This is a genomic window from Pseudonocardia sp. OZ21 (genome assembly GCF_059359135.1).
The window spans coordinates 304,247-327,634 of the sequence record NZ_JCADBN010000003.1 but is presented as its reverse complement, the minus strand read 5'-3'; the positions used below and the strand labels follow the sequence as shown (position 1 = coordinate 327,634).

22 protein-coding genes are annotated in these 23,388 nt (G+C 72.3%); 13 read left to right on the top strand and 9 right to left on the bottom strand.

Going from position 1 to position 23,388, the window contains the following annotated elements:
* Nucleotides 1-55 precede the first annotated feature (55 nt).
* Both AC5L35_RS08415 and AC5L35_RS08410 read right to left on the bottom strand, forming a co-directional pair.
* The gene (locus tag AC5L35_RS08415) at nucleotides 56-1,378 is read right to left on the bottom strand and encodes an amidohydrolase family protein (protein ID WP_495058990.1); all 1,323 of its coding nucleotides are present in this window, start codon (nucleotides 1,376-1,378) and stop codon (nucleotides 56-58) included.
* Complete coding sequence (locus tag AC5L35_RS08410) at nucleotides 1,375-2,001, bottom strand: NYN domain-containing protein (RefSeq protein ID WP_495058989.1); 627 nt, start codon at nucleotides 1,999-2,001, stop codon at nucleotides 1,375-1,377. Before AC5L35_RS08410 ends, AC5L35_RS08415 begins: the two co-directional genes overlap by 4 nt.
* A gap of 73 nt (nucleotides 2,002-2,074) precedes the next feature.
* Here AC5L35_RS08410 and paaI point away from each other — a divergent pair, with 73 nt between their 5' ends.
* Nucleotides 2,075-2,527, top strand: coding sequence for a hydroxyphenylacetyl-CoA thioesterase PaaI (gene paaI / locus AC5L35_RS08405; protein WP_495058988.1), 453 nt, complete (start codon nucleotides 2,075-2,077; stop codon nucleotides 2,525-2,527).
* A gap of 14 nt (nucleotides 2,528-2,541) precedes the next feature.
* Here paaI and AC5L35_RS08400 read toward each other — a convergent pair whose 3' ends face one another.
* The 4 genes from AC5L35_RS08400 to AC5L35_RS08385 form a co-directional block, all read right to left on the bottom strand.
* A complete protein-coding gene (locus tag AC5L35_RS08400) occupies nucleotides 2,542-3,663 on the bottom strand; it encodes a nitric oxide synthase oxygenase (protein WP_495059258.1) in 1,122 nt (373 codons plus the stop codon).
* 123 nt (nucleotides 3,664-3,786) lie between these two features.
* On the bottom strand, nucleotides 3,787-4,533 hold the full coding sequence (gene trmB, locus AC5L35_RS08395; protein WP_495058987.1) for a tRNA (guanosine(46)-N7)-methyltransferase TrmB: 747 nt from the start codon (nucleotides 4,531-4,533) through the stop codon (nucleotides 3,787-3,789).
* A complete protein-coding gene (locus tag AC5L35_RS08390) occupies nucleotides 4,526-5,575 on the bottom strand; it encodes a glycosyltransferase family 2 protein (protein ID WP_495058986.1) in 1,050 nt (349 codons plus the stop codon). The genes trmB and AC5L35_RS08390 overlap by 8 nt, the downstream gene beginning before the upstream one ends.
* Nucleotides 5,576-5,613: 38 nt before the next feature.
* Entirely contained in the window at nucleotides 5,614-6,393 is a 780-nt protein-coding gene (locus AC5L35_RS08385; RefSeq protein WP_495058985.1) for a glycosyltransferase family 2 protein, read from the bottom strand.
* A 244-nt stretch (nucleotides 6,394-6,637) separates the two neighbouring features.
* On the opposite strand from AC5L35_RS08385, the gene AC5L35_RS08380 reads away from it, so the two are divergent.
* From AC5L35_RS08380 to AC5L35_RS08355, 6 genes are all read left to right on the top strand, one after another.
* The gene (locus tag AC5L35_RS08380; RefSeq protein ID WP_495058984.1) at nucleotides 6,638-8,593 is read left to right on the top strand and encodes a DUF2339 domain-containing protein; all 1,956 of its coding nucleotides are present in this window, start codon (nucleotides 6,638-6,640) and stop codon (nucleotides 8,591-8,593) included.
* A gap of 73 nt (nucleotides 8,594-8,666) precedes the next feature.
* Nucleotides 8,667-9,461, top strand: coding sequence for a hypothetical protein (locus tag AC5L35_RS08375; RefSeq protein WP_495058983.1), 795 nt, complete (start codon nucleotides 8,667-8,669; stop codon nucleotides 9,459-9,461).
* Nucleotides 9,454-9,783, top strand: a complete 330-nt coding sequence (locus tag AC5L35_RS08370; RefSeq protein WP_495058982.1) for a hypothetical protein — start codon at nucleotides 9,454-9,456, stop codon at nucleotides 9,781-9,783. The genes AC5L35_RS08375 and AC5L35_RS08370 overlap by 8 nt, the downstream gene beginning before the upstream one ends.
* 44 nt (nucleotides 9,784-9,827) lie before the next feature.
* Nucleotides 9,828-11,339 (top strand): TldD/PmbA family protein, encoded by a 1,512-nt coding sequence (locus tag AC5L35_RS08365; RefSeq protein ID WP_495058981.1) that lies wholly within the window; start codon nucleotides 9,828-9,830, stop codon nucleotides 11,337-11,339.
* Nucleotides 11,336-12,751 carry a metallopeptidase TldD-related protein gene (locus AC5L35_RS08360; RefSeq protein ID WP_495058980.1) on the top strand — a complete coding sequence of 472 codons (1,416 nt, stop codon included), beginning with the start codon at nucleotides 11,336-11,338 and terminating at the stop codon, nucleotides 12,749-12,751. Before AC5L35_RS08365 ends, AC5L35_RS08360 begins: the two co-directional genes overlap by 4 nt.
* Nucleotides 12,752-12,769: 18 nt before the next feature.
* The gene (locus AC5L35_RS08355; protein ID WP_495058979.1) at nucleotides 12,770-13,186 is read left to right on the top strand and encodes a hypothetical protein; all 417 of its coding nucleotides are present in this window, start codon (nucleotides 12,770-12,772) and stop codon (nucleotides 13,184-13,186) included.
* 54 nt (nucleotides 13,187-13,240) lie between these two features.
* On the opposite strand, the gene AC5L35_RS08350 is transcribed toward AC5L35_RS08355, so the two are convergent.
* Nucleotides 13,241-13,786 (bottom strand): TetR/AcrR family transcriptional regulator, encoded by a 546-nt coding sequence (locus AC5L35_RS08350; protein ID WP_495058978.1) that lies wholly within the window; start codon nucleotides 13,784-13,786, stop codon nucleotides 13,241-13,243.
* 146 nt (nucleotides 13,787-13,932) lie between these two features.
* Here AC5L35_RS08350 and AC5L35_RS08345 point away from each other — a divergent pair, with 146 nt between their 5' ends.
* Entirely contained in the window at nucleotides 13,933-15,474 is a 1,542-nt protein-coding gene (locus AC5L35_RS08345; protein WP_495058977.1) for an MFS transporter, read from the top strand.
* A gap of 27 nt (nucleotides 15,475-15,501) precedes the next feature.
* Here AC5L35_RS08345 and AC5L35_RS08340 read toward each other — a convergent pair whose 3' ends face one another.
* Entirely contained in the window at nucleotides 15,502-15,957 is a 456-nt protein-coding gene (locus AC5L35_RS08340; RefSeq protein ID WP_495058976.1) for a hypothetical protein, read from the bottom strand.
* Nucleotides 15,958-16,430: 473 nt separating this feature from the next.
* Between AC5L35_RS08340 and AC5L35_RS08335 the strand changes: the two genes are divergently transcribed.
* From AC5L35_RS08335 to AC5L35_RS08320, 4 genes are all read left to right on the top strand, one after another.
* A complete protein-coding gene (locus AC5L35_RS08335) occupies nucleotides 16,431-18,257 on the top strand; it encodes a phosphoenolpyruvate carboxykinase (GTP) (RefSeq protein WP_495058975.1) in 1,827 nt (608 codons plus the stop codon).
* Nucleotides 18,258-18,373: 116 nt separating this feature from the next.
* Nucleotides 18,374-18,637, top strand: a complete 264-nt coding sequence (locus AC5L35_RS08330; RefSeq protein ID WP_495058974.1) for a DUF3311 domain-containing protein — start codon at nucleotides 18,374-18,376, stop codon at nucleotides 18,635-18,637.
* A complete protein-coding gene (gene mctP / locus AC5L35_RS08325) occupies nucleotides 18,634-20,283 on the top strand; it encodes a monocarboxylate uptake permease MctP (RefSeq protein ID WP_495058973.1) in 1,650 nt (549 codons plus the stop codon). The genes AC5L35_RS08330 and mctP overlap by 4 nt, the downstream gene beginning before the upstream one ends.
* A gap of 266 nt (nucleotides 20,284-20,549) precedes the next feature.
* Entirely contained in the window at nucleotides 20,550-22,433 is a 1,884-nt protein-coding gene (locus tag AC5L35_RS08320) for a hypothetical protein (RefSeq protein WP_495058972.1), read from the top strand.
* A gap of 19 nt (nucleotides 22,434-22,452) precedes the next feature.
* On the opposite strand, the gene AC5L35_RS08315 is transcribed toward AC5L35_RS08320, so the two are convergent.
* Entirely contained in the window at nucleotides 22,453-22,755 is a 303-nt protein-coding gene (locus AC5L35_RS08315; RefSeq protein ID WP_495058971.1) for a DUF3024 domain-containing protein, read from the bottom strand.
* Nucleotides 22,756-22,795: 40 nt separating this feature from the next.
* On the opposite strand from AC5L35_RS08315, the gene AC5L35_RS08310 reads away from it, so the two are divergent.
* Nucleotides 22,796-23,383: a peroxidase-related enzyme gene (locus tag AC5L35_RS08310; protein ID WP_495058970.1), complete on the top strand. Its 588-nt coding sequence runs from the start codon at nucleotides 22,796-22,798 to the stop codon at nucleotides 23,381-23,383.
* Nucleotides 23,384-23,388: the final 5 nt, after the last annotated feature.

The window sequence follows — 23,388 nt, the reverse complement described above, 5'->3', positions numbered from 1 at the left end:
CTCGCGCACCTAGAACGGGCGACTCGCGCACCTAGAACGGGCGACTCGCGGGGGGTCAGTGGAGGCGTGCGGCTGCCTGCCGGAGGTCGGCGGTTGCGGCGGCGCGGTCCACGCGGGTCGGCTCCCGGTCGGCCAGCACCTGCTCGCCCGCCACCCAGACGTCCCGGACGAGCCGGGAGCCCCCCGCCCACACCAGGTTCGACAGCAGCTGGGCGTCGTCCTCGGGCATGACGAACGTGGAGTCGCTCAGGTCGACGTGCACCAGGTCGGCCCACCGGCCGGGCTCCAGGGCGCCGATGTCGTCGCGCCCGATCGCGGCGGCGCCGTCCCTCGTCGACATGAGCAGCAGTTCCGCCGCGGTGAGCGCTGCGGCGTCCCCGCTGGTGACGCGGGCGAGCAGGCCGGCCAGCCGCGCCTCGGCCCACATGTCGAGGTTGTCCCCGGACGCGGGTCCGTCGGTGCCGATGCCCACGCGCACACCGGCGCGACGAAGGGCCGATACCCGTGCGATACCTGCGGCGAGCTTGGCGTTGGAGCCGGGGCAGTGGGCCACGGCCGCGTTGTTGGCCGCCAGCAGCGCGATGTCGTCGTCGGACAGCTGCACGGCGTGGGCGGTGAGCACCCGCCCGCCGAGCATGCCGAGCTTGTCGAGCATCGCAGGCACCGAGCCGTAGGCCTCGCGCTGGACGAGGTCCTCCTCGGCGGACTCGGACATGTGGATGTGGATGAGTGCTCCGCGTTCCCGGGCGTGCTCGCCCACGGACGTGAGTGCCTCCGGAGGCAGCGTGTATGCCGCATGGGGCCCGTAGCCGAGCTCGATGCGCTCGCCGGGACCCGATCGCACACCGATGTCGTCGATCAGCGCGGACACGTCGTCGCGCATCTGCTGCCAGGTGCCGAGCCGGTCCCAGCCCGGCGCGGCGATGATGGCCGGGGTCAGGACGGCGCGGGAACCGACGGTGGTGACGGCGTCGATCACCGCTTCGGTGAAGAAGTACATCTCGACGCTGGTGGTGCAGCCGTTGCGGAGCAGCTCGATGCATCCCGCGGTCATGCCCACGTGCACGTCCGGTGCGGTGAGCTTGCCCTCGGCAGGCCACATCACCTCCTGCAGCCAGCGCATCAGCGGCAGGTCGCCGCCCATGCCGCGCAGCAGCGACATGGGGGTGTGGGCGTGGGTGTTGACGAGCCCGGGGAGCAGGGCGCCGGGCAGCGCCCGGACAGGTGCGTCGTTCGGTGGGGCTGACGACCGCGGTCCGACGTGGGTGATGCGGCCCGTGGAGTCGATGTCGACGACTCCGTTGCGCAGCACCGTGCACTCGGGGTCGCACGGCAGGACGACCGGGGCGGTGAGCCGTTCGCCGAGGGATGTGGTCATCGGCGTGCTTCCAGCAGCGAGCGCAGAGAGCGGAACGGCGGCAGCCAGGCTCCGCCCTCGGGCAGCGAGTCGAGGGTGATGCGCGGGAGGGGCTCGCGGAACACGCCGTCGATGTCCTCGAGGTCGATGAACTCGATCACCTCGGAGGTCAGTGCGAAGCTGGCGTGCTCCCGGAAGCCGATGACCGTGACGCCGGTGCCCTGCTTCTCGAGATCCTCGAGCGGTTCGCGGAACGCGCGTCCGTCGCCGGAGGCCACCACGACGTGGCGCAGCGTGCCTTCCTGCGCCCGGAGGCGGATGTGCGCGAGCATGTCCTCGTCGACATCGGAGTCCTCGCTGATCTTGGGCTTCGCGAACACGGCGAAACCCACGTTGCGCAGCGCCTCGACCCACGGCCGGACGACCTCGGTGCTCCCCGGCACCACGTTGGTGAACACCGTGGCCTCGGCGACCGCCTCCGGTCCGGCGAGATCCAGCAGCCAGCGGCCCACCGCGTCGAAGCGCGGCCGGAAGGCGGCCGTCGGGCGGGCGCCGAGCAGCGAGCCCAGACTCATGTCCATGTTGGGCGCGTCCCAGACCAGCATCACGCGGGGGACCGGGTCCGTCGGGATGGTCGCGGTCACGAGCGCCGGACCGGGGAGCAGGTCGGGGTCATGAAACGACCCTAGCGCTGCGTGAGCGATAGCATCCGCGGCGATGGACGAGAGGGCGTCAGGGTGGACCGGGCCGGCACCCGAGGACGTCGCCGCACGCACCGCCGAGGCGATGGAACGGGCCGACGCGGCCGGTCGTGGAGCCGGCGTGCGGCTGCTCGACGTCGGTCCCGGGCGCGCGAGGGTCGGCATGGCCGTGGCGGAGCGGCACGTGAACGGCCACGGCATCTGCCACGGCGGGTACCTGTTCCTGCTCGCCGATGCCGCGCTCGCCTACGCGTCCAACAGCTACGGCACCTCTGCGGTCGCGTCGGGCGCCGACATCACGTTCCTCCGGCCGGTGCCCCTCGGAGCCGAACTCATCGCCGAGGCGGTGGAACGGGCGAGGACGGGCCGGTCGGGGCTGTACGACGTGACGGTCCGCAGCGGCGAGTCGGTGGTGGCGGAGTTCCGCGGCCGGACCCGTCAGGTGCCCGGCCTGCCCCCGCCGGTCTGAACGGAGCCCCCTGGTCAGGGGTGGTTCGGGGGGAGGAAGGCCGGGCGCGTCGCCGGGTCGGGCTCGTCGTAGTAGCGGTGGTACACCGGCGTGAGACCCCCGGAGACGGGCGGCACGATCCAGCTCCAGTCGGCCGGGCAGCGCCGGCCGGCGCTCTCCTCGCGGGCGACGTGGGTGAGGAACCGCCGCGACTCGGAGTGGTGGTCGGCCATCGTCACGCCCGCCACGTCGAAGGAGTACTGTACCGCCCGCACCATCTCGACCAGCGCCCGGTCGCGCCACAGGGTGCGCTCCGAGCTGGTGTCGAGCCCCAGCCGCTCCGCGACGACGGGCAGCAGGTCGTAGCGGTCGGCGTCGACGAGGTTGCGGGCACCGATCTCGGTGCCGAGGTACCAGCCGTTGAACGGCGCGGCGGGGTAGGTGACGCCGCCGACGTCGAGCGGCATGTTGCTGATCGCCGGTACCGCGTGCCACCGCAGGCGTAGATCGGCGAACCAGTCGTGGTCGGGGTGGATGAGCGGGACCTCGAGCACGGCGTCGGCCGGGACGTCGAAGATCTCGGGCTCGTCGTCGCCTGCGGAGATGAGCAGCGGCAGCACGTCGAATCGGCCGGGCGGATCGGGCCGCCGCCACCCGGCCGCGACGGCGCGCTGGGTGAAGTCGACGTGGCGCCCGTCGCCCCGGGTCTCGCCGGTGGGTAGGCGATGCCCGGCGTACCGCACGAGCTGGTCGTTGTGGATGCGCGGGCCGGGATGGTTCGGCCGGTCCGGCGCGAAGATCGTGATGGTGGAACGGATGCGGCCGTCGCGGGTGGCGTCACGCAGGTGCCCGACGCACTCGGCGGCGACGTCGGCGGGGGCGCTGACGTGTCGCCTGTCGCGCACCCGCAGGCTGTTCCAGTACAGCCTGCCGATGCAGCGCGCCGAGTTGCGCCAGGCCACGCGGGCGCCGAACGTCAGCTCGTCGACGGTGTGGGTGTAGCTGCCGGTCTTCTCGATCTCGTGTCGCACTTGCCACATCCGGTGGTCGAACCTGGTGGGTGGCGAGGTCTCGGCGTAGAACTGATCGAGGAACTCCTCCGCCGCGGCCGGGTCCACGGTGGCCGTCGGCGGTGCGGGGGCGGCAGCTCCGGTCAGGCTGCTGTCAGCCTTTCGGGGAGCGGGTACGGCAGCATTTGTTGCAACGAGCGATGACACCCGGCGCTCAGCCTTTCACTCGCCGACACCCCTGGGGAGCGGGGCGTCGTCCTTCCTACACGGTCACACCCTGTGATCAGAAGGTGGCCCGGTGCCGACACGCCGATAAATTAGGTCGTGCACGGCGCGTCCCTCGAGACGCGCGCGCTGCTCGAACTTCGTGACGGGACGCCAGTCCGGACGCGGTGTCCAGCCCCCGGGGAGGCCGGCCGCGGTGTTCTCCAGCAGCGGTTCGGCGTCGCAGACCTGACGCATCTGGTCGGCGTAGTCGTCCCAGTCGGTGGCCATGTGCAGGGTGCCGCCAGACACGAGCCGCGAGGCGGCCAGCGCAGCGAAGTCCGGCTGGACGAGCCGTCGCTTGCGGTGCTTGCGCTTGGGCCACGGGTCCGGGAAGAAGACCCGGACTCCGGCGAGCGAGGCGGGCGGCACGCACTCGCGCAGCAGCGCGACCGCGTCGCCGCGCAGCAGGGCCACGTTCGTCAGCCCGGCATCGGCGAGACGCATCAGCAGTTGCGCGAGGCCCGGCTCGAACACCTCGACGGCGACGTGGTCGACCTCGGGGGCGGTCGCGGCGAGCGCCGCCGTCGACTCCCCCATCCCGGACCCGATCTCGAGCACCAGCGGCGCCGTCCGACCGAACCATGCGGGCGGGTCGAACGGCTCCGCGCCGCTCAGCAGGTCGGCGACGTCGCGCCCGCGGCTCTCCCACCACCGGTCCCAGGCGTGCTGCTGGCCCTCGGTGAGACGGCTGCGGTGGTGGACGAAGCTGTGGATGGGCGGGTGCACCGCGGTCTGCCCGACCTCAGCCACCCGTGTTCGGGCGGGGGGCGCCTGCGGTGCCCGCGGTGGCGGCAGGGAGCCGCACCCCCGCGGTGGCCCCGGGCAGCTTTCCCCTGAGGAAGCCGGCACCGGTGCAGGCGAGAGCGGTGACGACGGCGGCCGCCGACACGACGTTGCGTTGGCGGAGCTCGCGAACCACGGCTGTGGGCAGCACCTTCGCAACATAGCTGCGCTCGGTGGAGAGCGCGTCGTCGGTGCCGACGAGCTTGGAGACCGCGGCCTTCGACAGCCCCTCCGCCCAGCTGCGACGGCGCAGGTAGGCCCACTCCACGCGGTCCTCGCTCACCCGGTGGTCGACGATGGCGCGCGGCTCGAACAGGATGCGGATCTTCTCGCCCGCCCGGTGGTAGGCCTGCCGGGCCCGGATGCAGAGCTCCGTCTCCTCGCAGCCCAGCGGGTTCTTGCCGATGCGGCCGATGTCCTCGGCGAAGCCCCCGACGCGCTCGAACACCTCACGGCGGAACGACATGTTGCAGCCCATCAGGTTGCGCACCTCGGACTGCTGCCTGGGCTGGCCGGTGTAGGTGCAGCCGACGATCCAGTCGAGCTCGCCCGTGGCGTCGCCGTTGCGGGGATCGGCTCCCGGCAGGACGTGCGGACGTCTGGTGCGCATGGGTATCCCGACCGACGGCCAGCGCGGGTGCGCGACCCCGCCGACCGCGGCGACCGTGGGGTCGCTGTAGGGCTCGAGCAGGGCGGCGAGCCATCCGGGGCGCGCTGCGGCGTCGTCGTCGAGGAACACGATCACGTCGGCGGTGGCCTCGGCGATCGCCGTGTTCCGGGCACCGGACAGGCCCTGCTTGTGGGCGTTGGGCAGCACCCGGACGCCGCGCGGGCCGAAGGCCTCCTGAGCACGGGTGAGGAGCGAGGCGTTGTGGTCGACGATCACCAACGTCTCCGCCGCGGGGACGTCCTGCGCCTCGACCGAATCGACCGCGGCGACGATGTCGTCCCACCGCTTCTCGGTGTAGACGCAGATCACGACGGTCGCCGTGACGGCGGGCGTACTCACGGGGCGGTCTCCTTCAGGCAGTGGGTGACCGCGCGGCGCTAGCGGCGGTCGGACTTGCGGCGGTCGGCGCGCCGGTGCTCGGCCAGCAGGGTACGCAGCACCCGCGAGCCGTCGGCGAACGTGCGGAGGTTGGTCTCGCCGAACATCCGCTGCCGCTCGATCGAGGGCACTTCGGTGATCTTCAGGCCGGCTGCGGCGATGCGGCAGTTCAGCACCGTCTCGATCTCGAAACCGTCGCCCCACAGCATTCCCTCCGGGGGCGGCGGCGCGTCCACCGGGGGCAGCTCGAGGACCGGCAGGAGATCGGACCAGAACGCGTTGTAGCCGTAGCAGAGGTCGGTGTACGCCGTGCCGAAGAGCGCGTTCGCGACCCCGTTGAGCCCGGCGTTGCCGGTCTTGCGCAGGAGGGTGATGTCATCGCTGCCGCCGCCGTTGGTGAACCGGCTGCCCTTGGCGAAGTCGGCCCCGGCCACCAGCGCGGACACGAACGAGGGGATCTCCGCCGGGTCGGCGGAGCCGTCGGCGTCGAACATCACGATGACGTCGCCGGTGGCCGCGCCGAACCCGCACGCCATGGCGTTGCCCTTGCCCTTGCGGGTCTGGGTGATCGTGCGGACCCACGGCAGGACGCGCTTCGCGACCTCGATGGATCCGTCGGTGGAGTTGCCGTCGACCACGATGATCTCGTGGACGGCGGGGCGGACCGCGGCGATCGCCGGGAGGATGATCTCCAGGTTGCGGGCCTCGTTGCGGGTGGGCACCACGACGGAGACGGCAGGGAACCGGGAGCGGCTCGGCTGGGGGCGCGGTCGGGGCACGCGCAGCGTTCGACGGTCCGCCTCGAAGGGCGCCGCCCCTACGGGGACGGCTGGGCGGGCAGGTGAAACGGCGCTCACACAACCTCCAGACAAGTCCGCTCGATCGGGACAACGAGGCTGTCCCGAGCGGGTTGCGGGTGATCGGGCACGATTCCCCCGGATGGGGGTACGTGATGGATCTGTGACCCGAACCGGGTAGGGATACGGACCCCGCCGGACTCGGCGGGGCGCCATCCTGCCCGGCATGAACACCGAGACCGTGGATCCCTACGTCGCTCTCGCCACCGAGATGAGCCTGCTCGGACGCAGGCTCGACGCGATGAGCATGGATCTGGTGCGGCTGCGTGCTGCTGCCGCCCCGGTCGGTCCCGGACCGGCGCCGGCCGTGGAGGCGCCTTCATGGTCACGTTCTAGAGACGCACGTTCGGTGGGGCGGGTTGCTTCGGACATCGGTCCCGAATCTCGCGACCACGCGGATACTTCCGCCGGCGACCCGGCCCGGCGGGCTCCGTCGCCGGTCGGGCCGCCGGTCGGCCCCTACCCGGCCGGCCGGCGGTCGCCCGGCGTGTCGGCATCCGGCGCGGCCGCGCCCGGGTGGCCCCCGGTGGCCGGCGGCCCGAACCCGGCGCCGATGGCGCGGGCGAGGTCGACGATGTCGGGCGCGCGGCTGCTGGCCTGGGTCGGCGGGGGCGTGACGCTGCTCGGCGTGGTCCTGCTGCTCGTGCTGGCCGCGTCGCGTGGCTGGTTCTCCCCACCTGCGCGGGTGACGGCCGGTGCGCTGCTCGGTATCGCGCTGGTCGGCATCGGGCTGTGGCTGCACCGCAGGGAGAACGCGCGCGCAGGCGCTCTCGCGCTGGCGGCGACGGGCCTCGCGACGCTGTACCTCGTGGTCGCCGCGGCCACCGTGCTCTACGGCTACCTTCCCGTCGTGCCGGCCTTGCTGGTCGAGCTGCTGGTGGCAGCCGCAGGCCTCGGGCTGGCCGACCGGTGGCGGTCGCAGCTGTTGGGTGGCGGTGTGGTGGTCGGGGCGGCGCTGCTGGCACCCGTGATCGTGGCGGACTGGCGGCTGGTGGCGCTCGCACTGGCCCTGCAGCTGGCGGCGCTGCCGGTGGTGCTGCGCAGGCGCTGGCCCGTACTGATGCTCCTGGCCGCGGCCGGACCGGTGCTCTTCGGATCGGCCGTCGGCGCCCTTGTCGCCGTGAACGACGAAGCGGCCACGGTCGCGGTCGTGCTCGCGGCCCTGGCGGTGGGCCTCTCGACCGCGGTGCCCGCCGCGCGGCTGTTGCCGCGGGGACCCGTGGCCGGGTTGGTGGCCGCCACGCCCGTCCCGGTGCTCGCGACCGCGGCCGCTCTCGGTGACTGGGGCGGTGGCGCGGTCGCCGCCGTCGCTGCGCTCGCACTGGGCGGGTTCGCCATGACTCCCGGCCTGGACCGCCTGCTCCGGACGGTGGGCATCACAGCGGCGGCCATCGCGCTGTTCGAGGCCACGCTGGTGGCGGTGGAGGGGAGCGGCGCCACCGTGGTGCTGCTCGGGCAGGCGGTGGTGCTCGCCGTGCTGGCTGCCGTGCTGCGCTCGCGGCTGCCGCTGAACATCGCGATGGCGTACGGCGCCGTCGGGTCGCTGCTGGCGCTCGCGCAGGACGCTCCGCTCGCGGCGCTCGTGCAGTTCCCGGCCTTCCCCTACCACCAGGGCGGCCAGGGCGCCCTCCTCACCGGCGCCGGGGTCTCGGTGCTGGTGTTGGTGCTCGCGGTGGCGCTGCTGGTGGCGGCAGGCCGGGTGGACCTGATCCGGCCCGACGCGGCGTCCGCCCCGCTGTGGGTACCGATCGGGGTCGTCGGCCTCTACGGCGCCACGTCGCTGGTGGTCACGGTCGCGCTGCTCGTGTCGCCGGACCGCGCAGGGTTCACCGGGGGGCACGCCGTGGCGACGGTGTCCTGGACGGTCGCCGCGCTCGTGCTGCTGGCCCGCGGGATCAGCAGGCCCGCGCTGCGGATCACCGGGCTCGTGCTGGTCGGCGCGGCCGTCGCGAAGCTGGTGTTGTTCGACCTCGTCGCGCTCGACGGGCTGGCCAGGGTGGCGGCGTTCCTCGGGGCGGGCCTGGTGCTGCTGGCAGCCGGCACGCGGTACGCGCGGCTCGTCGCCGAGGCAGAGAAGGAGAAGCCGGAGCAGTCCGGCGGTGTCTCGGCCGACCCGAGCTGACCGGTCGTTCGCGATCGCACACCGCTGCCGCCGTTCGGCCCCGCCGCTGCGCCTGCGCTGCGACGCTGGCCGGATGCCCGATCGCTACGTCGACGCCGTTCGTGCCCGCCGTGCCGAGCTGCGCGCCGCGCGCGCCCTGCTGACCGGCAGCCACCGCGTGGAGCTGCGCAGCTGTCTGGCGCTGAGCCGGATCACGGCGGCTGCCGACGCGGACGCGGCGCTGGCCGGGCTCGCGCGAGAGGCGGCCGACCACGTCGACGCCGGCCCATCGGTGGGCCGGCAACGGCTCCCCGGCCTTCTCTCCACGGCGGTCGACGCCGTCGCGGTCGAGGTCCACGCCGGTTGGGCGGCTGCTCTGCGGCCCGCGTTGCGCAGGATCGCAGGCGAACGCGGTCTCGTGCTGGATCCCGGTTGGCCGCGGCTGCCGCCGCCACGGCTTTCCGGCCTGGTGGCGACGGTGCCTGCACCGGCCGCCCGGCCGTGGTCGCTGCTCGCCGGGGCGGCCGACGGCGCAGCGATCTGGAGGCTCGCCCTGTTTCCGCTGGCCGTGCTGCCCCTGCTCGGGTTGCCTGCCCTCGCCGGGCCCGCGCTGGCCCCGCTCGCCGTCGGCATCGGAGTCGCGGCGGTGGTCGCCGCCGTGCGGGCCCGCCGCGCGTCGGCGGAACGCCTGCGGCTGCACCGGCACACCGAACAGGTGCTCGCCGCGGCCACCCGGGCCGTCGACGCCGACCTCGGACGCCGGCTGGTCGAGCTGGAGCGGGCGGCGGTGGCGACCCTGGACGCCGCGGTGCTGCGCCGCCGTGCGGAGGTCGATGCCGAGCTGGCCCTGCTGGCCCCCGAGCGCACCGGGCAGGTGTCCGGTGCCTGAGCTGCCGCTGCCCGGGCCACCGCCGGGGCGCCATCCGGGGCTCGTGCCGGACGACGACGCGCCCCCCGACGTTCCCGGTGGGTTCGACGTGTCCGGTGGCTTCGACACCGACGGCGACGGCCGCGCCGACACGACGGTCACCTGCGACGGCGTCGACCTCGTCCTGCTCACCGACCTCGACGGCGACGGGTTCGCCGACCAGATCCTGCGGATCGGCCCGGACGGGACGGTGCGGCAGACGGTCGTGGAGCCGCCCGCCGGGGCCGGCACCGGAATCACCGACGGCCTGCGCGGCGGGGCCGAGGCGGGGTACGAGCCGTGAGGTCGGCGCGCCGGCACCGAGCTGCGGGCCAGTAGGTTGCGGGGATGGCCGTAGATCGGATCGACCCGGAGTTCCGGGCTCTGCCGCTGGCCGCTCTGGCCGACGCCGCCCTCGCCCGGGGGCGCGAGCTGGGGGCGCAGCACACCGACCTGCGGGTCGAGCGGATCGTGTCGCAGTCGATCGACCTGCGCGACGGCACCGTCACGGGTGTCGCCGACAGCACCACCGTGGGCCTCGCGGTGCGGGTGATCGTCGACGGGGTGTGGGGCTTCGCATCCCATGTCGAGCTCACCCCGGACAGGGCGGCGGCCACGGCGGAGCGCGCGGTGGCCGTGGCCCGCACCCTCGCGCCGGTGGCGATCGAGCGCGTCGAGCGGGCCGCGGAGCCGGTCTACGCCGATGCCGTGTGGGTCTCGGAGTACACGGTCGACCCGTTCACCGTCCCCACGCGGGAGAAGGTGGAGCTGCTCACCGACTGGTCGCAGCGGCTGCTCGCCTCGGACGGCGTCGACCACGTCCAGGCCGGGGTCGCGGTCGTGCGGGAGAACAAGTTCTACGCCGACTCGGCGGGCACCACCACCACTCAGCAGCGCGTCCGGATCGACCCGACGGTCACGGCCACCGCCGTCGACCGTGCCGCGGGCGGCTTCGAGACGATGAGCTCCCTCGCCGCGCCCGCGGGCCGAGGCTGGGAGTACCTCACCGGCGACGGCTGGGACTGGGACGGCGAGCTCGCCCTGATCCCGGAGCTGCTCGCGGAGAAGACGAAGGCGCCGTCGGTGCGGGCGGGCACCTACGACCTCGTGATCGACCCGACGAACCTGTGGCTCACGATCCACGAGTCCGTCGGGCACGCCACGGAGTACGACAGGGCGATCGGCTACGAGGCCGCCTACGCCGGCACCAGCTTCGCCACCCCCGACCTGCTCGGCACGCTGCGGTACGGCTCGGAGTACATGCACGTCACCGGCGACCGGACCGTGCCGCACGGGCTGGCCACCGTCGGCTTCGACGACGACGGGGTCGCCACGGGCGAGTGGGACCTGGTGCGCGACGGCGTGCTGGTCGGTTACCAGCTCGATCGGACGTTCGCGCCCCGGCTGGGGCTGGAACGTTCCAACGGCTGTGCGTTCGCCGACTCGCCCCACCACGTGCCGATCCAGCGGATGGCCAACGTGTCGCTGCAGCCCGACCCGGTACGTGACACCAGCACCGACGAGCTCATCGCCGGGGTCGACCGGGGCATCTATGTCGTCGGCGACAAGTCGTGGTCGATCGACATGCAGCGCTACAACTTCCAGTTCACGGGCCAGCGCTTCTACCGCATCGAGGACGGCAAGCTCGCCGGCCAGCTGCGCGACGTCGCCTACCAGGCCACCACCACCGACTTCTGGGGTTCGCTCGACGCGGTCGGTGGTCGTTCCACCTGGCTGCTCCACGGCGCCATGAACTGCGGCAAGGCTCAGCCGGGGCAGGCTGCCCCGGTCAGCCACGGCTGCCCGTCGGCCCGGTTCCGTGGCATCAACGTGCTCAACACGCAGGAGGAGGGCCAGTGACCTCGACGAGGCGAAGCGGTGCCCCGGCAGCGGTGCTCGCTCCGCAGGAGGTCGTGGAGCGGACGCTGGTCGCGGGGTCCCATCTGCACGGCTGTGCCGTGCTGGTCCACGAGACCAGCGAGGCCGTCCTGCGGTGGGCCAACTCCACCATGACCACCAACGGGCACACCACGTCCGGCCGGGTCACGGTGATCGCGTTCGTCGTGGTCGAGGGCGGCACCGCGGCCGGTGTGGTGAGCTCCAGCGCCGCGGTCACCCACGTCGGGCAGCTCGAGGACCTGGTTCGCGCGGCCGAGGCGGCAGCGCGTGACGCCGGGCCGGCACGCGACGCGATGCCACTGGTCGAACCGGACGGCGACGACCCCGGCTGGGGCGATCCGGGGGCCGAGACGTCGATCGGGGTGTTCGGGTCGTTCGCCGAGGGCCTGTCCGAGGTGCTGGCCGGGCCCCACCGGCAGTACGGGTTCGCCAGCCACGAGATCACCACGGTCTGGCTCGGCTCGTCCACCGGGGTGCGGCGCCGCTGGGTGCAGCCCACGGGGTCGGTCGAGCTCAACGCGAAGACACCGGACCTCGCAGGGTCGGCCTGGACCGGCGTGTCCACGGCCGACTTCCGCGACGTCGACGTGGTCGCGCTGGCCGCGGAGGCGGCACGGCGGCTGGAGTGGGGGAAGCGGCGGGTCAGCCTGCCCGCGGGCCGGTACGAGACGCTGTTGCCGCCGTCCGCGGTGTCCGACCTCCTGATCTACCTGGCCTGGTCGATGGAGGGCAGGCCGGCGCAGGAGGGCCGCAGCGCACTTGCGGGCCCGGACGGTCTGCGCGTCGGTGAGCGTCTGACCGACCTGCCGCTCACCATGGCCAGCGACCCTGCGGCGCCCGGGCTGGAGTACGGACCGTTCGTCACCACAACCCGCTCCGGCGACGGGGTCAGCGTCTTCGACAACGGCGCGCCCACCCGCCGCGCGGAGTGGGTCGACCGGGGTGTGCTCGGCGAACTGGTGTACTCGCGTGCCGAGGCGGCCGAGTTCGGCACCACGTTCACCCCGTCCGGGCACAACCTGGTGCTCACCGGGGGGTCGCAGGCCTCGATCACCGACATGGTGGCGCGCACCGAGCGCGGCGTGCTGCTCACCTGTCTCTGGTACATCCGCGAGGTCGACCCGACCACGCTGCTGCTCACCGGGCTCACCCGGGACGGGGTGTACCTGGTGGAGGGCGGTGAGGTGGTGGGTGAGGTCGACCACAACTTCCGGTTCAACTACTCGCCGCTCGACGTGCTGCGCCGCACGACCGAGGTCGGGGCCACGGAACAGACCCTGCCGCGGGAGTGGAAGGACTGGTTCACGCGGGTGGCGATGCCGCCGGTGCGGGTGCCGGAGTTCAACATGTCCTCGGTGTCGCTGGGCCGCTGACGCGAGCGCCGTCCGGCCGTGACCGGCGACCGGATGGCGCTCCGCAGTGTGGCGTTGCGAACCTCCCGGCGCTCGGTGCCGTTGACTACAAGGTGCGCCGAGGTCGTCGCCGGGTCGTTGACGGGAGAGGGGCCGAAGGTGTCGTTCGAGGTGGTGAGCGTGTACACGTTGCTCGTCGGGGATGCGGCAGGCCCACCGACGGTGAGCGTGCACACCACGGCCGACGACGCCTGGCGGGCGCTGGACGCCGAAGTGCGCAGGCGGTGCCACATGCGGCCGCGGCCGCGGCGGCGGATGGATTCCGAGGCCGCCACGCGGCTCGCCGACGCCTGGCGTGCGGGTGAGCCGGAGTCACGGTTCTGGAACGTGGCCGTGCACCGGCTGCCGATCCCGTTGCCCGTGATCGCGCGGTCGGCCAGCACCGCCGCCCGCTGACGCACCGGTCGCGCCCGGCGGTGCTCCCGAGTCCCTGACCGATCCCCCGCGGGCTCAGTCGGTGTCGGCGAGGAGGAAGCGGCGCATCCGCTCCAGCAGGTCCTCCACGTCGAGGCCGGGGGGCAACGGGGTGCCGGTGAGGGTGCGCAGGTAGAGCCCGTCGCCGACGAGCTGGGCCAGCCAGGCGAGCACCGGGTCGGCGAGCTCCTCGCGCAGGGCGGCGAAACCGTCGGCGTCCACCACGGCGAGTGCATCGCGCACGGCCTGGCCCGCCGCCGTGCCGTCGGCGAGCCGCAGCACGGCGAGGTAGGTACGGGTCACGCCGCCCGGTACGCCACCGCCGGGCGCTGACGTGCGCAGGTAGTAGGCAACGGGCCCGTCGGGTGCGCTGCGGATGGCGTCGGCGTCGGCGGCGCTGCGCTCCCGGAGCCGGTCGAGCAGCCCTGCGGCGAGGGCGTCCTTCGACGCGAAGTGGTACAGCAGGCCGCCCTTGGACACGGTGGCGGCCGCTGCGACGGCGTCGAGGGTGACGGCACCGGCGCCGTGCTCGATCAACAGCGTCTCGTACGCGTCCAGCACGCGGTCCCGGGCGCTCGCCATCGACCGAGTGTAGAGGCCGAGTGTGCTCGGCCACGTCGGGCGCCAAGGGGGAACAACCAGCGGAACTGTACCGTCTAGACGGTATATTAACGCGCATCTCCCCGATCACTACCTGCCCATGACGGGCGGCGCTCTCCGAGGACGTCATGACCGCTGTTGCCCCTGCCCGCCTTCCGCTCGCCCCGACCCGTGCCGACCATCGCGCGTGGATCGGGCTGGCTGTGCTGTTCCTTCCGACGGTGCTGGTCGCCCTCGACAACACCGTGCTCGGCTTCGCCGTGCCCGCGATCAGCGCCGCACTCACACCGTCCGCACCGCAGTTGCTGTGGATGGTCGACATCTACCCGCTGGTGCTCGCGGGCCTGCTCGTCACGATGGGGACGCTCGGGGACCGCATCGGGCACCGCAGGACGCTGATGATCGGCGTCGCCGGGTTCGGTGCCGTGTCCGCCGTGGCCGCCTTCGCGACCGACGCCCTGTACCTCGTGGGTGCGCGCGCCCTGCTCGGGTTCTTCGGCGCCATGCTGATGCCCGCCGCGCTCGCCCTGCTGCGCACGCTGTTCACCGACCGGGCGCAACGCCGGCTCGCCGTCGCGATCTGGGCCACCGGCTTCGCCGCGGGTGCCGCGCTCGGCCCGATCCTGGGCGGCGTGCTGCTCCAGCACTTCTGGTGGGGCGCGGTGTTCCTCGTCAACGTGCCGGCGATGCTGCTGCTGCTCCTGCTGGCCGGCCTGATCCTGCCCGAGTCCAGGACCTTCGCCCCCGGACGGCTCGACCTGGTCGGTGTGGCGCTGTCGCTGCTGACGATGGTGCCCACCGTGCTGGCGATCACCCTCGTGGCCGACGAGGGCATCAGCGCGACGGTGCTGCTCGCACTGGCGGTGGGAGCGGGCTCGGGCGTGCTGTTCGTGCGCCGGGCCAGGGCCCGGCTGGCGGCCGGCGAGGAGCCGCTGCTCGACGTCTCGCTCTTCGCGTCGGCGGTGCTGCGGGTGTCCGCGCTCGCCAACGCGACGACGATGTTCGCCCTGACCGGCCTGCTGTTCTTCTCCGCCCAGTACCTGCTGCTCGTGCTCGGGCTCTCGCCGCTGGACGCCGGGCTCGTGCTGCTGCCGGGATTCGTGATGACGATGCTGGCGGGGCTGGTGGCCTCGCGCCTGGGACGCATGTTCCCGCTCCGCGTGCTGGTCCCGGCCGGGCTCGGGCTCGCCGCTGCCGGGTTCCTGCTGTGCACCGCACTGGCCGTCGACACGTCGGTGACGGTGCTGGCGGTGGCGTCGGTGCTGGTGGGCGCGGGTATCGGGCTGTCGGAGACGATCACGAACGACGCGATCCTGACCGCTGCCCCCGCGGACCGCGCAGGATCGGCCTCGGCGGTGTCGGAGACGGCCTACGAGATCGGTGCGGTGCTCGGCACCGCGGTGCTCGGCAGCGTCCTCACCGCCGTGTACCGGTCAGGAGTGCGCGTGCCCACCGACGTGGATCCCGCGGGCACCCACGCCGCCCAGGAGACGCTCGGAGGTGCGGTGACCACCGCGGCCGGGCTCCCCGGCCACGACGGTGACGTACTGCTGGCCTCCGCACGTGCCGCGTTCGTGTCCGGGATCGACGTCGCGGCGCTGCTCGGAGCCGGCGTGGTGGTGGCGGTGGCGGTGGTCGTGCTGCTCAGCCTGCGGACCAGGGCACGCTAGGGCTCCGCGGGAGTCACTGCCCGGATGTCACCGGGCGGGCGGCGGCTCGGTCGGGGCAGGCGGGGGTGCGCTCTGCGCCTGCGGCTGGCCGCCGCCCCCGATGCCGCGATCGGCCAGGCGCTCCTGGACGTGCTCGGAGATCTGGTCGGCCCGGCGGCGCTCCCGGACCCGGATGAGCACCAGCATGGAGACGCCGTACGCCACGCCGAGCACGAGCAGAACCACCCCGAGCCGTGCCACGAGCGTCTGGAACGGCTGGCCGTTGCCAGGGACCCAGTCGATGACGGAGATGATTGCCAGCACGCCGAGCGTGATCAGGTGGAACAGCACGGAGAGCAGCAGGTTCACCGATCGGGTGACCTTCTCGTCCTGGAAGACCTCCTGGAGGAAGGGCTCTCCCGCCGTCACGAGGAGTCTCCCGACGAAGAACGTCAGTGCGATCGACACTGCGAGCAGGGTGATGTACAGGGCGGTGTCGGTCATGTGTCCTCCGGCATCGAACGTGATCGGCACACTACGCGGGGTGTAGAGCGTGGACCACCGGAAGCAGGAGCCGGTACCACCGGAAGCAGGAGCGCCTCGGCGCCTGCGCTGCGGTCCGCACACGGGCGCCACCCGTCCGTGCTGTCCGATGTGGCACGGAATGTGGCGGTTGTCTCTGCTGCCGCGGCACCGGTCGCCGGGGGACGCGTGTGCGGTCGCGACAACCCACTGGTCATGAGGGGTACCAGGCTTCCGGGCCGGTCTTCGACGCATTGTCGACGGAAAGCGTTTCCGGCCTTCTGAATCGATTACATGATCGGTCCTGTGAGTCAATCGACAGCTGCCAGCGGTGGGGGAAACCGGACACCGGCGGTACCGTCAACTTTCATCTTTGACCTGCACACCCGGCCCAGGCGGTCCGGGTGCGCGCAGCATTCCCAGGGGGCCGGGGCGCCGGCGAGAAGCGAGGAAACATGACAGCGATGACCGTCTCAGGGATCGACGAAGCGCCGACCGAGAACGAGCGCCTGCTGTCCTGGGTGCGCGAGGTCGCCGAACTGACCACGCCCGAGCGCGTCGTGTGGTGCGACGGATCCGACGACGAGTGGGATCGCATGACCACGCGGCTCGTCGAGGCGGGCACGTTCGTGAAGCTGGACGAGCGGAAGAAACCCAACTCCTACTGGGCGACCTCCGACCCCGACGACGTGGCGCGCGTCGAGGAGCGGACCTTCATCTGTTCGCTCGTCGAGGCCGACGCGGGCCCCACGAACAACTGGATGGACCCGGCCGAGATGAAGGCCACCATGACCGAGTTGTACCGCGGGTGCATGCGTGGCCGGACGATGTACGTCATCCCGTTCTGCATGGGTCCCCTCGATGCCGACGAGCCCTTCCTCGGCGTGGAGATCACCGACTCCGAGTACGTCGTCGTCTCGATGCGGATCATGACGCGAATGGGGAGCGCGGTCCTCCCGCTGTTCGACGGACCGGCAGGCGACAAGTTCGTGCCTGCGCTGCACTCCGTCGGCGCGCCGCTCGAGCCGGGGCAGCAGGACGTCCCGTGGCCCTGCAACGACACGAAGTACATCACCCACTTCCCGGAGAGCCGCGAGATCTGGAGCTTCGGCTCCGGCTACGGCGGCAACGCCCTGCTCGGCAAGAAGTGCTACGCGCTGCGGATCGCCTCGGTGATGGCCCGCGACGAGGGCTGGATGGCCGAGCACATGCTGATCCTCAAGCTGATCAGCCCCGAGGAGAAGGCGTACTACGTGGCGGCGGCATTCCCGTCCGCATGCGGGAAGACGAACCTCGCGATGCTGCAGCCGACCGTTCCCGGTTGGCGGGCCGAGACGGTTGGCGACGACATCGCCTGGATGCGTTTCGGCGAGGACGGCCGCCTCTACGCGGTGAACCCGGAGTACGGATTCTTCGGCGTCGCGCCCGGCACCAACTGGAAGACCAACCCCAACGCGATGCGCACCATCGAGAAGGGGAACTCGCTGTTCACCAACGTCGCACGAACCGACGACGGTGACGTCTGGTGGGAAGGCCTCGAAGGCGACCCGCAGCACCTGACGTCGTGGACCGGTGAGGACTGGACGCCCGATTCCGACAAGCCGTCCGCGCACCCGAACTCGCGCTACACCACGCCGATCTCCCAGTGCCCCGTTGTAGCGCCGGAATGGGAGGACCCGCAGGGTGTGCCGATTTCGGCGATCCTGTTCGGTGGACGGCGCAAGACCACGGTGCCGCTGGTCACGGAGGCCCGCGACTGGCAGCACGGCACCTTCATGGGCGCGACGATGTCGAGTGAGAAGACCGCCGCCGCCAAGGGTGGTCTCGGGCAGGTCCGCCGCGACCCGATGGCCATGCTGCCGTTCCTCGGTTACAACGTCGGCTCCTACTTCCAGCACTGGGTGAACCTGGGCAAGAACGCCGACGCCGACAAGCTGCCGCGGATCTTCTACGTCAACTGGTTCCGCCGCGGTGAGGACGGCCAGTTCCTGTGGCCCGGCTTCGGCGAGAACTCCCGCGTGCTGAAGTGGGCGATCGAGCGGATCGAGGGCACGGCCGCGGCCACCGAGACGGCCGTCGGCTACGTCCCCACCGCCGACCAGCTGGACCTCGATGGCCTCGACGCGCCGCTGGCCGACATCGAGGCGGCGCTGGCCGTCGACCCCGAGGAGTGGAAGGCCGAGATCCCGCTGATCGAGGAGTGGTTCGAGGTGGTCGGCGACAAGCTGCCCACGTCGCTGCGCGATGAGCTGGAGGCATTGAAGCTGCGCCTCGGCATGTGACCGATCCGGCAGGCCGCATGGTGTGACCATTGCCATGCGGCCGGCCGGTTCCGGCCTCCCTAGGATCACGTGAGTTTTCTGATCCGGGGGGACGAATGCCGAGTTCTGTTGATCGCGTGAACGGTTCGGGCGAATTGCGCTGGAATGCGTGGAATCTGCTCCTGCTCGTCCCGTTCCTGATTCTCGTCACGCCGTGGATCAACATCGCCGAACCCCGGCTCTTCGGGATGCCGTTCTTCTACTGGGTACAGCTCGTCTGGGTGCCCTTCAGCGTCGCCGTCGTGGCGCTCGTCCACGTGCGCACCCGCGGCGAGCGGGGCCCGAGGGTTCCCGCCGGGCCCGATGACGTCGACGTCCTCGACGCCGGTGCCGCCCGATGATCCGCGTTCCCGAGCTCGTCGTCTTCACGGTGCTGTTCCTCGGTGTGTCCGCGCTCGGGTTCCTGGCGGCCCGCTGGCGAGCGGCTCCCTCGCTCGACAACCTCGAGGAGTGGGGCCTCGGCGGGCGCCGGTTCGGCTCCTGGGTCACGTGGTTCCTGATCGGCGGTGACCTCTACACCGCCTACACGTTCGTCGCCGTGCCGGCGTTGTTGTTCGGCGCCGGTGCGACGGGCTTCTTCGCGCTGCCGTACGCCGTGGTCGCCTACCCGCTGGTGTTCCTGCCGCTGCTGCGGATGTGGTCGGTGTCGCGGGTGCACGGGTACGTCACCCCCGCCGACTTCGTGCGTGGTCGCTACGGCAGCCCCACGCTGGCGCTGCTGGTGGCGATCACCGGGCTCGTCGCCACGATGCCCTACATCGCGCTGCAGCTGGCCGGGCTCGAGGCCGTGCTGCGCACGATGGGTCTCAACGGTGCCGGGCTTCTCGGACACCTGCCGCTGCTGATCGCGTTCCTGGTGCTCGCCGCCTACACGTACCAGTCGGGGCTGCGGGCACCGGCGCTGATCGCGTTCGTCAAGGACATCCTGATCTACATCGTCGTGCTGGTGGCCGTGGTCTACCTGCCGATCCGGCTCGGCGGCTGGTCGTCGATCTTCGGAGCGGCGGACGCGAAGTTCGCCGCGAGCCCGTCGCCGACCGACGGGGTGCTGCTGGGCGGCAACAACCAACTGCAGTACATCACCCTGGCGTTCGGGTCGGCGCTGGCGCTGTTCCTCTACCCGCATGCGCTCACGGGCGTGCTGGCCTCGCGCCGGCGTGACGTGGTGCGGCGCAACATGGTGGCCCTGCCCGCGTACTCGTTCCTGCTGGGTCTGCTCCTGCTGCTCGGCTACGTCGCGATCGCCGCCCACGTGCAGCCGATCACGAACAACGCCACGGGCCGGCCGGACACCAACACGATCATCCCGATGCTCTTCGCCGACCAGTTCGGCTCCCTGTTCGCCGGGATCGCGTTCGCCGCGATCGGCATCGGCGCCCTGGTCCCTGCGGCGATCATGTCCATCGCCGCCGCGAACCTCTGGACGCGCAACATCTACAAGGAGTACCTGCGGCCCGACGCCACCCCGGTGCAGGAGGCCAAGCAGGCCAAGCTCGCCTCGCTGCTGGTCAAGGTCGGTGCCGTGCTGTGCATCGTGCTCATCGACCCGCAGTTCTCCGTCGACCTGCAGCTCATCGGCGGCGTGATCATCATCCAGACCCTGCCGGCCGTCGCGATCGCGCTCTACACGCGCTGGCTGCACCGCTGGGCGCTGGTGGCCGGGTGGGTGGCCGGGATGAGCTACGCCCTGTACCTGCTGTGGATCATCCCGAACCCGGCGACGGGCAGTGCCCACTTCGGCGGCTCGGCACTCGCCCTCGACCGGCTGACGGTCCTCGGCTGGCACCCGTTCGCCGGCTCGCCGGTCCAGATCTACGTCGGGTTCGTCGCTCTGGTGGTGAACCTGCTGGTGTCGGCGGTGGTCACGGTCGGCCTGCGCGCTGCCGGCGTGGCGGAGGGCGAGGACAGCACCGCTCCGGAGGACTACCACGCCGACGAGGACTCGGATCGTCGCCCTGAGCTGGTCACCACGACGGCCGGTGCGTGACGGGGGGAACGGTCGCCGCCCGGCGACGGATTCCGACCGCTCGCCCGTTGTTCCGGGATGGTTCTCGCCGGGTCGTCCCTCCTGAGGTCTGACCTTTGGGACGTGCCTCGTTATCCACTCGACAGAGTGACCGGACATCGCTGAACATGGACCGTTCGGTCGCCCGCCGATTGCCGCATCCCCTGTCCCAGGTGCAACATCCTGACGGCACCCGCGATACGAGTGATGACCGTCGCCGTTCGGCGGCGGCAGTCGGAGGTGACCACGTGCTGGATGTCGGACCGGCGAACCAGAACGGCGAGGACGACGCCGATCTCGCCGTCTTCGTCGACCGCCTGGCCGCCGCGGGGTCGGACCGAGCCACCACGTCGGCTCAGGCGCAGATCCGCCGCGTGATCGCCGCGGGCGCGCCGCCGCCAGGGCTGCGCAGGCTGGCCGAGGCGTTGGCCGCGTCGGTGGCCGAGCTGCCACCGCCGCCGCGCCGCCCGGCCGAGGACCCTCGCTCGATCGTCTCGGCGATGCGGGACAACACCCTCGTGCTCCTCGAGGACTTCGACGCGGCCGCGGTGGCCCGTGCGGTGGCAGCCCTGCTGGCCGACGGCCGGCGCATCGTCGTCACCGCCACCGATCCGGCGGAGCTCTCCGCGGTGCGCGGCGCCCTGCCGGCCGACACGGTGTCCCGGGCCCTCGACGCACTCCCGTCGCTCACCCCGGCGGAGCTGCGTGAGCTGCGCAGGCTCCTCGCCACCTCCACGCCGGAACGACGCGCCCGGGCCGGCCAGGAGCTTCCTGCGGACGGGATGCTGCCCTCGCCGGACGAGGTCGCCCACCTGTGCGCCCAGGCCGACGACACGGTCGGCACGGGCGACGGTACGTGGATGGTTCCCACGCTCCTGTCGGACCTCGACCCCGAGCGCCGCAGCGCCGTCACCTCGGTCGCCCGGTGCGTGAACCGTTCACTCGGGGCCCTGCCCGCGCGCTGGGAGCACCCGTGGGCGTGGACGCTGCTGTCGAACCTGATCTACGGCCACCACCGCGCGATCTTCGACCGGATGCTGGAGGACACCGCGCAGGTGGTCACGGTCCTGGACCGGACGCGCCACCTGCCGCCCGTCACGATGTCGGAGCCGACGCCACCCGACGCGTTCGACATCCTGCGCCGCTACCGCGAGCACCTCGAGTCCGGAGGGCGGGCCCGGGGCGGCTACTTCCGCAACACCGTGCAGCGGGAGGTGCGGCCGCTGCTGGCGCTGGCCCGGGTCGGGCCCCGGACGCCGGAGACGGCCGACGACGTCCACCGCGTGATCGAGCATCTCGAGCTCGGCGAACGGCGCAACCGCATCGCCGCGGGCTGCGCGGAGCTCGGCCTTCCCCTGCCCCGCGGTGAGGGTGAGCTGGTCGAGCTGGCCGACGGCCTGGTGAAGGTCGCCGCAGCGGCCCGCTCGGTGGGGGCGCTCCGCCACGACGTGCTGTTCCTCGCGCCCAACTCGCCGCTGTCCGTGCCGAACGTGGAGTCGGCCGAGGAGATCGCCGGCGCCATCCTCGAGTACGCCGACCACGGCTCGGCCATCGTGGCCGGCCGCAGGCTCGACGCCATGGCCGACGACGTGGCTGCGCGCGCCGGCGCGGTCCCGGCACCCGAGTACGAGCTCGCCGCCGCCGCGCTGCGGCAGCGCGACGCGGCCGGGTACGCCGCGGCCGTCGACGCGCTCGCGGCGGCCCGCCGCGACGTGCGCGACGAGAACCTCCAGGTCGGGCTGCTGCAACGGTTGGGTGCGGACGCGCCGCAGCTCGCCCACGCCTGGACCACGCTGGCCCAGACCGATCCGGCGACGCTCGGCCTCGTCGTGTTCCTGCCGGTGGATGCGCTCCTCTCGGCGGTCCCACCGGCAGACAGCGCCGACGTCGTGCTGGTGCTCGGGGCGGGCGGGCTCGGGGTCGAGCGGCTCCTGCTCACCGCCGTGGCCCCGCGGATGTTCGCGGTGGTCGCCACCGACGAGTCGCAGAGCGACACCGACACCCCCACCTTGTCGAGCGTGCTGCGGCGGGCGTCGGCGCTGGTGATCCGCGGTCGGCCGACCGGTGGTGCGCGGGTGGTGTCGCTGGGCAGCAGCCGCAAGACGGCCCGGGCCGGTCAGGCCGGGGCCTGAACCGCCCGGTGCCGGACGCTCAGTCGCGCACCTGTTCCAGGAGCGCGATCGGGTCGGGGCCTGCCGTCTCGTGCTGCCAGCCACCGTCTGCCACCGCCCGGTAGAGCACCCACCCGCCGTCGTCCTCGAGCCGCAGCAGCGCCACCGGGGTGGCCGACCACTCCACCTCGAGCTCGGGGTAGGCAGGCGGTCTGCGGTCGAGGATCGTGACCTCGTCGCCCTGGATCGTGTAGCCGAGCCGCTGTTGCTCGCGCTCGGCATCGGGGACGACCTCAGCGCACCACTGGGACAACCGGCTGCGGATCTCCTCGGGCACGTCCATGAGCGCATCGTGTCGCGTCCGAGGGCTACCGTCGAGGGCTATGAGTGCTGCGCCGCACCCCGTGAGCCGGTTCGGCCATGTCGAGCTGGAAGACATGCCGGACGATCTGCGTAAGCGGATCGAGAAGATCACCGAGAAGTCCGGGTTCGTCCCGAACGTGTTCCGGGCTCTCGCCCGCAGACCGGCCGAGCTGCGGGCGTTCCTGGACTACCACGATGCCCTGATGGACTCCGATGTCGGGCTGAGCAGGGCCGAGCGTGAGCTGGTGGTGGTGGCGACGTCCGGCGCCAACAACTGCACCTACTGCGTGGTCGCCCACGGTGCGATCCTCCGGGTCCGGGCGAAGGACGCCGAGATCGCCGACCGGGTGGCGACGAACCCGTGGGGGGTCGAGCTGAGCCCGCGGGAGCGCGCGATCGTCGATCTGGCGCTGCTGGTCGCCACCGACTCCGCCTCGCTCACCGACGCCGAGCTCGACGACGCCCGCATCGCAGGACTCTCCGAGGACGAGATCTGGGACGTCGGGGCCATCACCGCGCTGTTCGCGATGTCCAACCGGCTGGCCCATCTGACAGCGCTGCGACCGAACCCCGAGTTCTTCCTGATGGGGCGGCTGCCGAGAATCTGAAGATC

What these genes read in the sequence shown, in the direction of transcription:
- AC5L35_RS08415 (WP_495058990.1), bottom strand. Translation starts at nt 1,378, where the DNA reads ATGACCACATCCCTCGGCGAACGGCTCACCGCCCCGGTCGTCCTGCCG.
- paaI (WP_495058988.1), top strand. Translation starts at nt 2,075, where the DNA reads ATGGACGAGAGGGCGTCAGGGTGGACCGGGCCGGCACCCGAGGACGTC.
- AC5L35_RS08380 (WP_495058984.1), top strand. Translation starts at nt 6,638, where the DNA reads ATGAACACCGAGACCGTGGATCCCTACGTCGCTCTCGCCACCGAGATG.
- AC5L35_RS08375 (WP_495058983.1), top strand. Translation starts at nt 8,667, where the DNA reads ATGCCCGATCGCTACGTCGACGCCGTTCGTGCCCGCCGTGCCGAGCTG.
- AC5L35_RS08365 (WP_495058981.1), top strand. Translation starts at nt 9,828, where the DNA reads ATGGCCGTAGATCGGATCGACCCGGAGTTCCGGGCTCTGCCGCTGGCC.
- AC5L35_RS08350 (WP_495058978.1), bottom strand. Translation starts at nt 13,786, where the DNA reads ATGGCGAGCGCCCGGGACCGCGTGCTGGACGCGTACGAGACGCTGTTG.
- AC5L35_RS08345 (WP_495058977.1), top strand. Translation starts at nt 13,933, where the DNA reads ATGACCGCTGTTGCCCCTGCCCGCCTTCCGCTCGCCCCGACCCGTGCC.
- AC5L35_RS08340 (WP_495058976.1), bottom strand. Translation starts at nt 15,957, where the DNA reads ATGACCGACACCGCCCTGTACATCACCCTGCTCGCAGTGTCGATCGCA.
- AC5L35_RS08335 (WP_495058975.1), top strand. Translation starts at nt 16,431, where the DNA reads ATGACAGCGATGACCGTCTCAGGGATCGACGAAGCGCCGACCGAGAAC.
- mctP (WP_495058973.1), top strand. Translation starts at nt 18,634, where the DNA reads ATGATCCGCGTTCCCGAGCTCGTCGTCTTCACGGTGCTGTTCCTCGGT.
- AC5L35_RS08315 (WP_495058971.1), bottom strand. Translation starts at nt 22,755, where the DNA reads ATGGACGTGCCCGAGGAGATCCGCAGCCGGTTGTCCCAGTGGTGCGCT.
- AC5L35_RS08310 (WP_495058970.1), top strand. Translation starts at nt 22,796, where the DNA reads ATGAGTGCTGCGCCGCACCCCGTGAGCCGGTTCGGCCATGTCGAGCTG.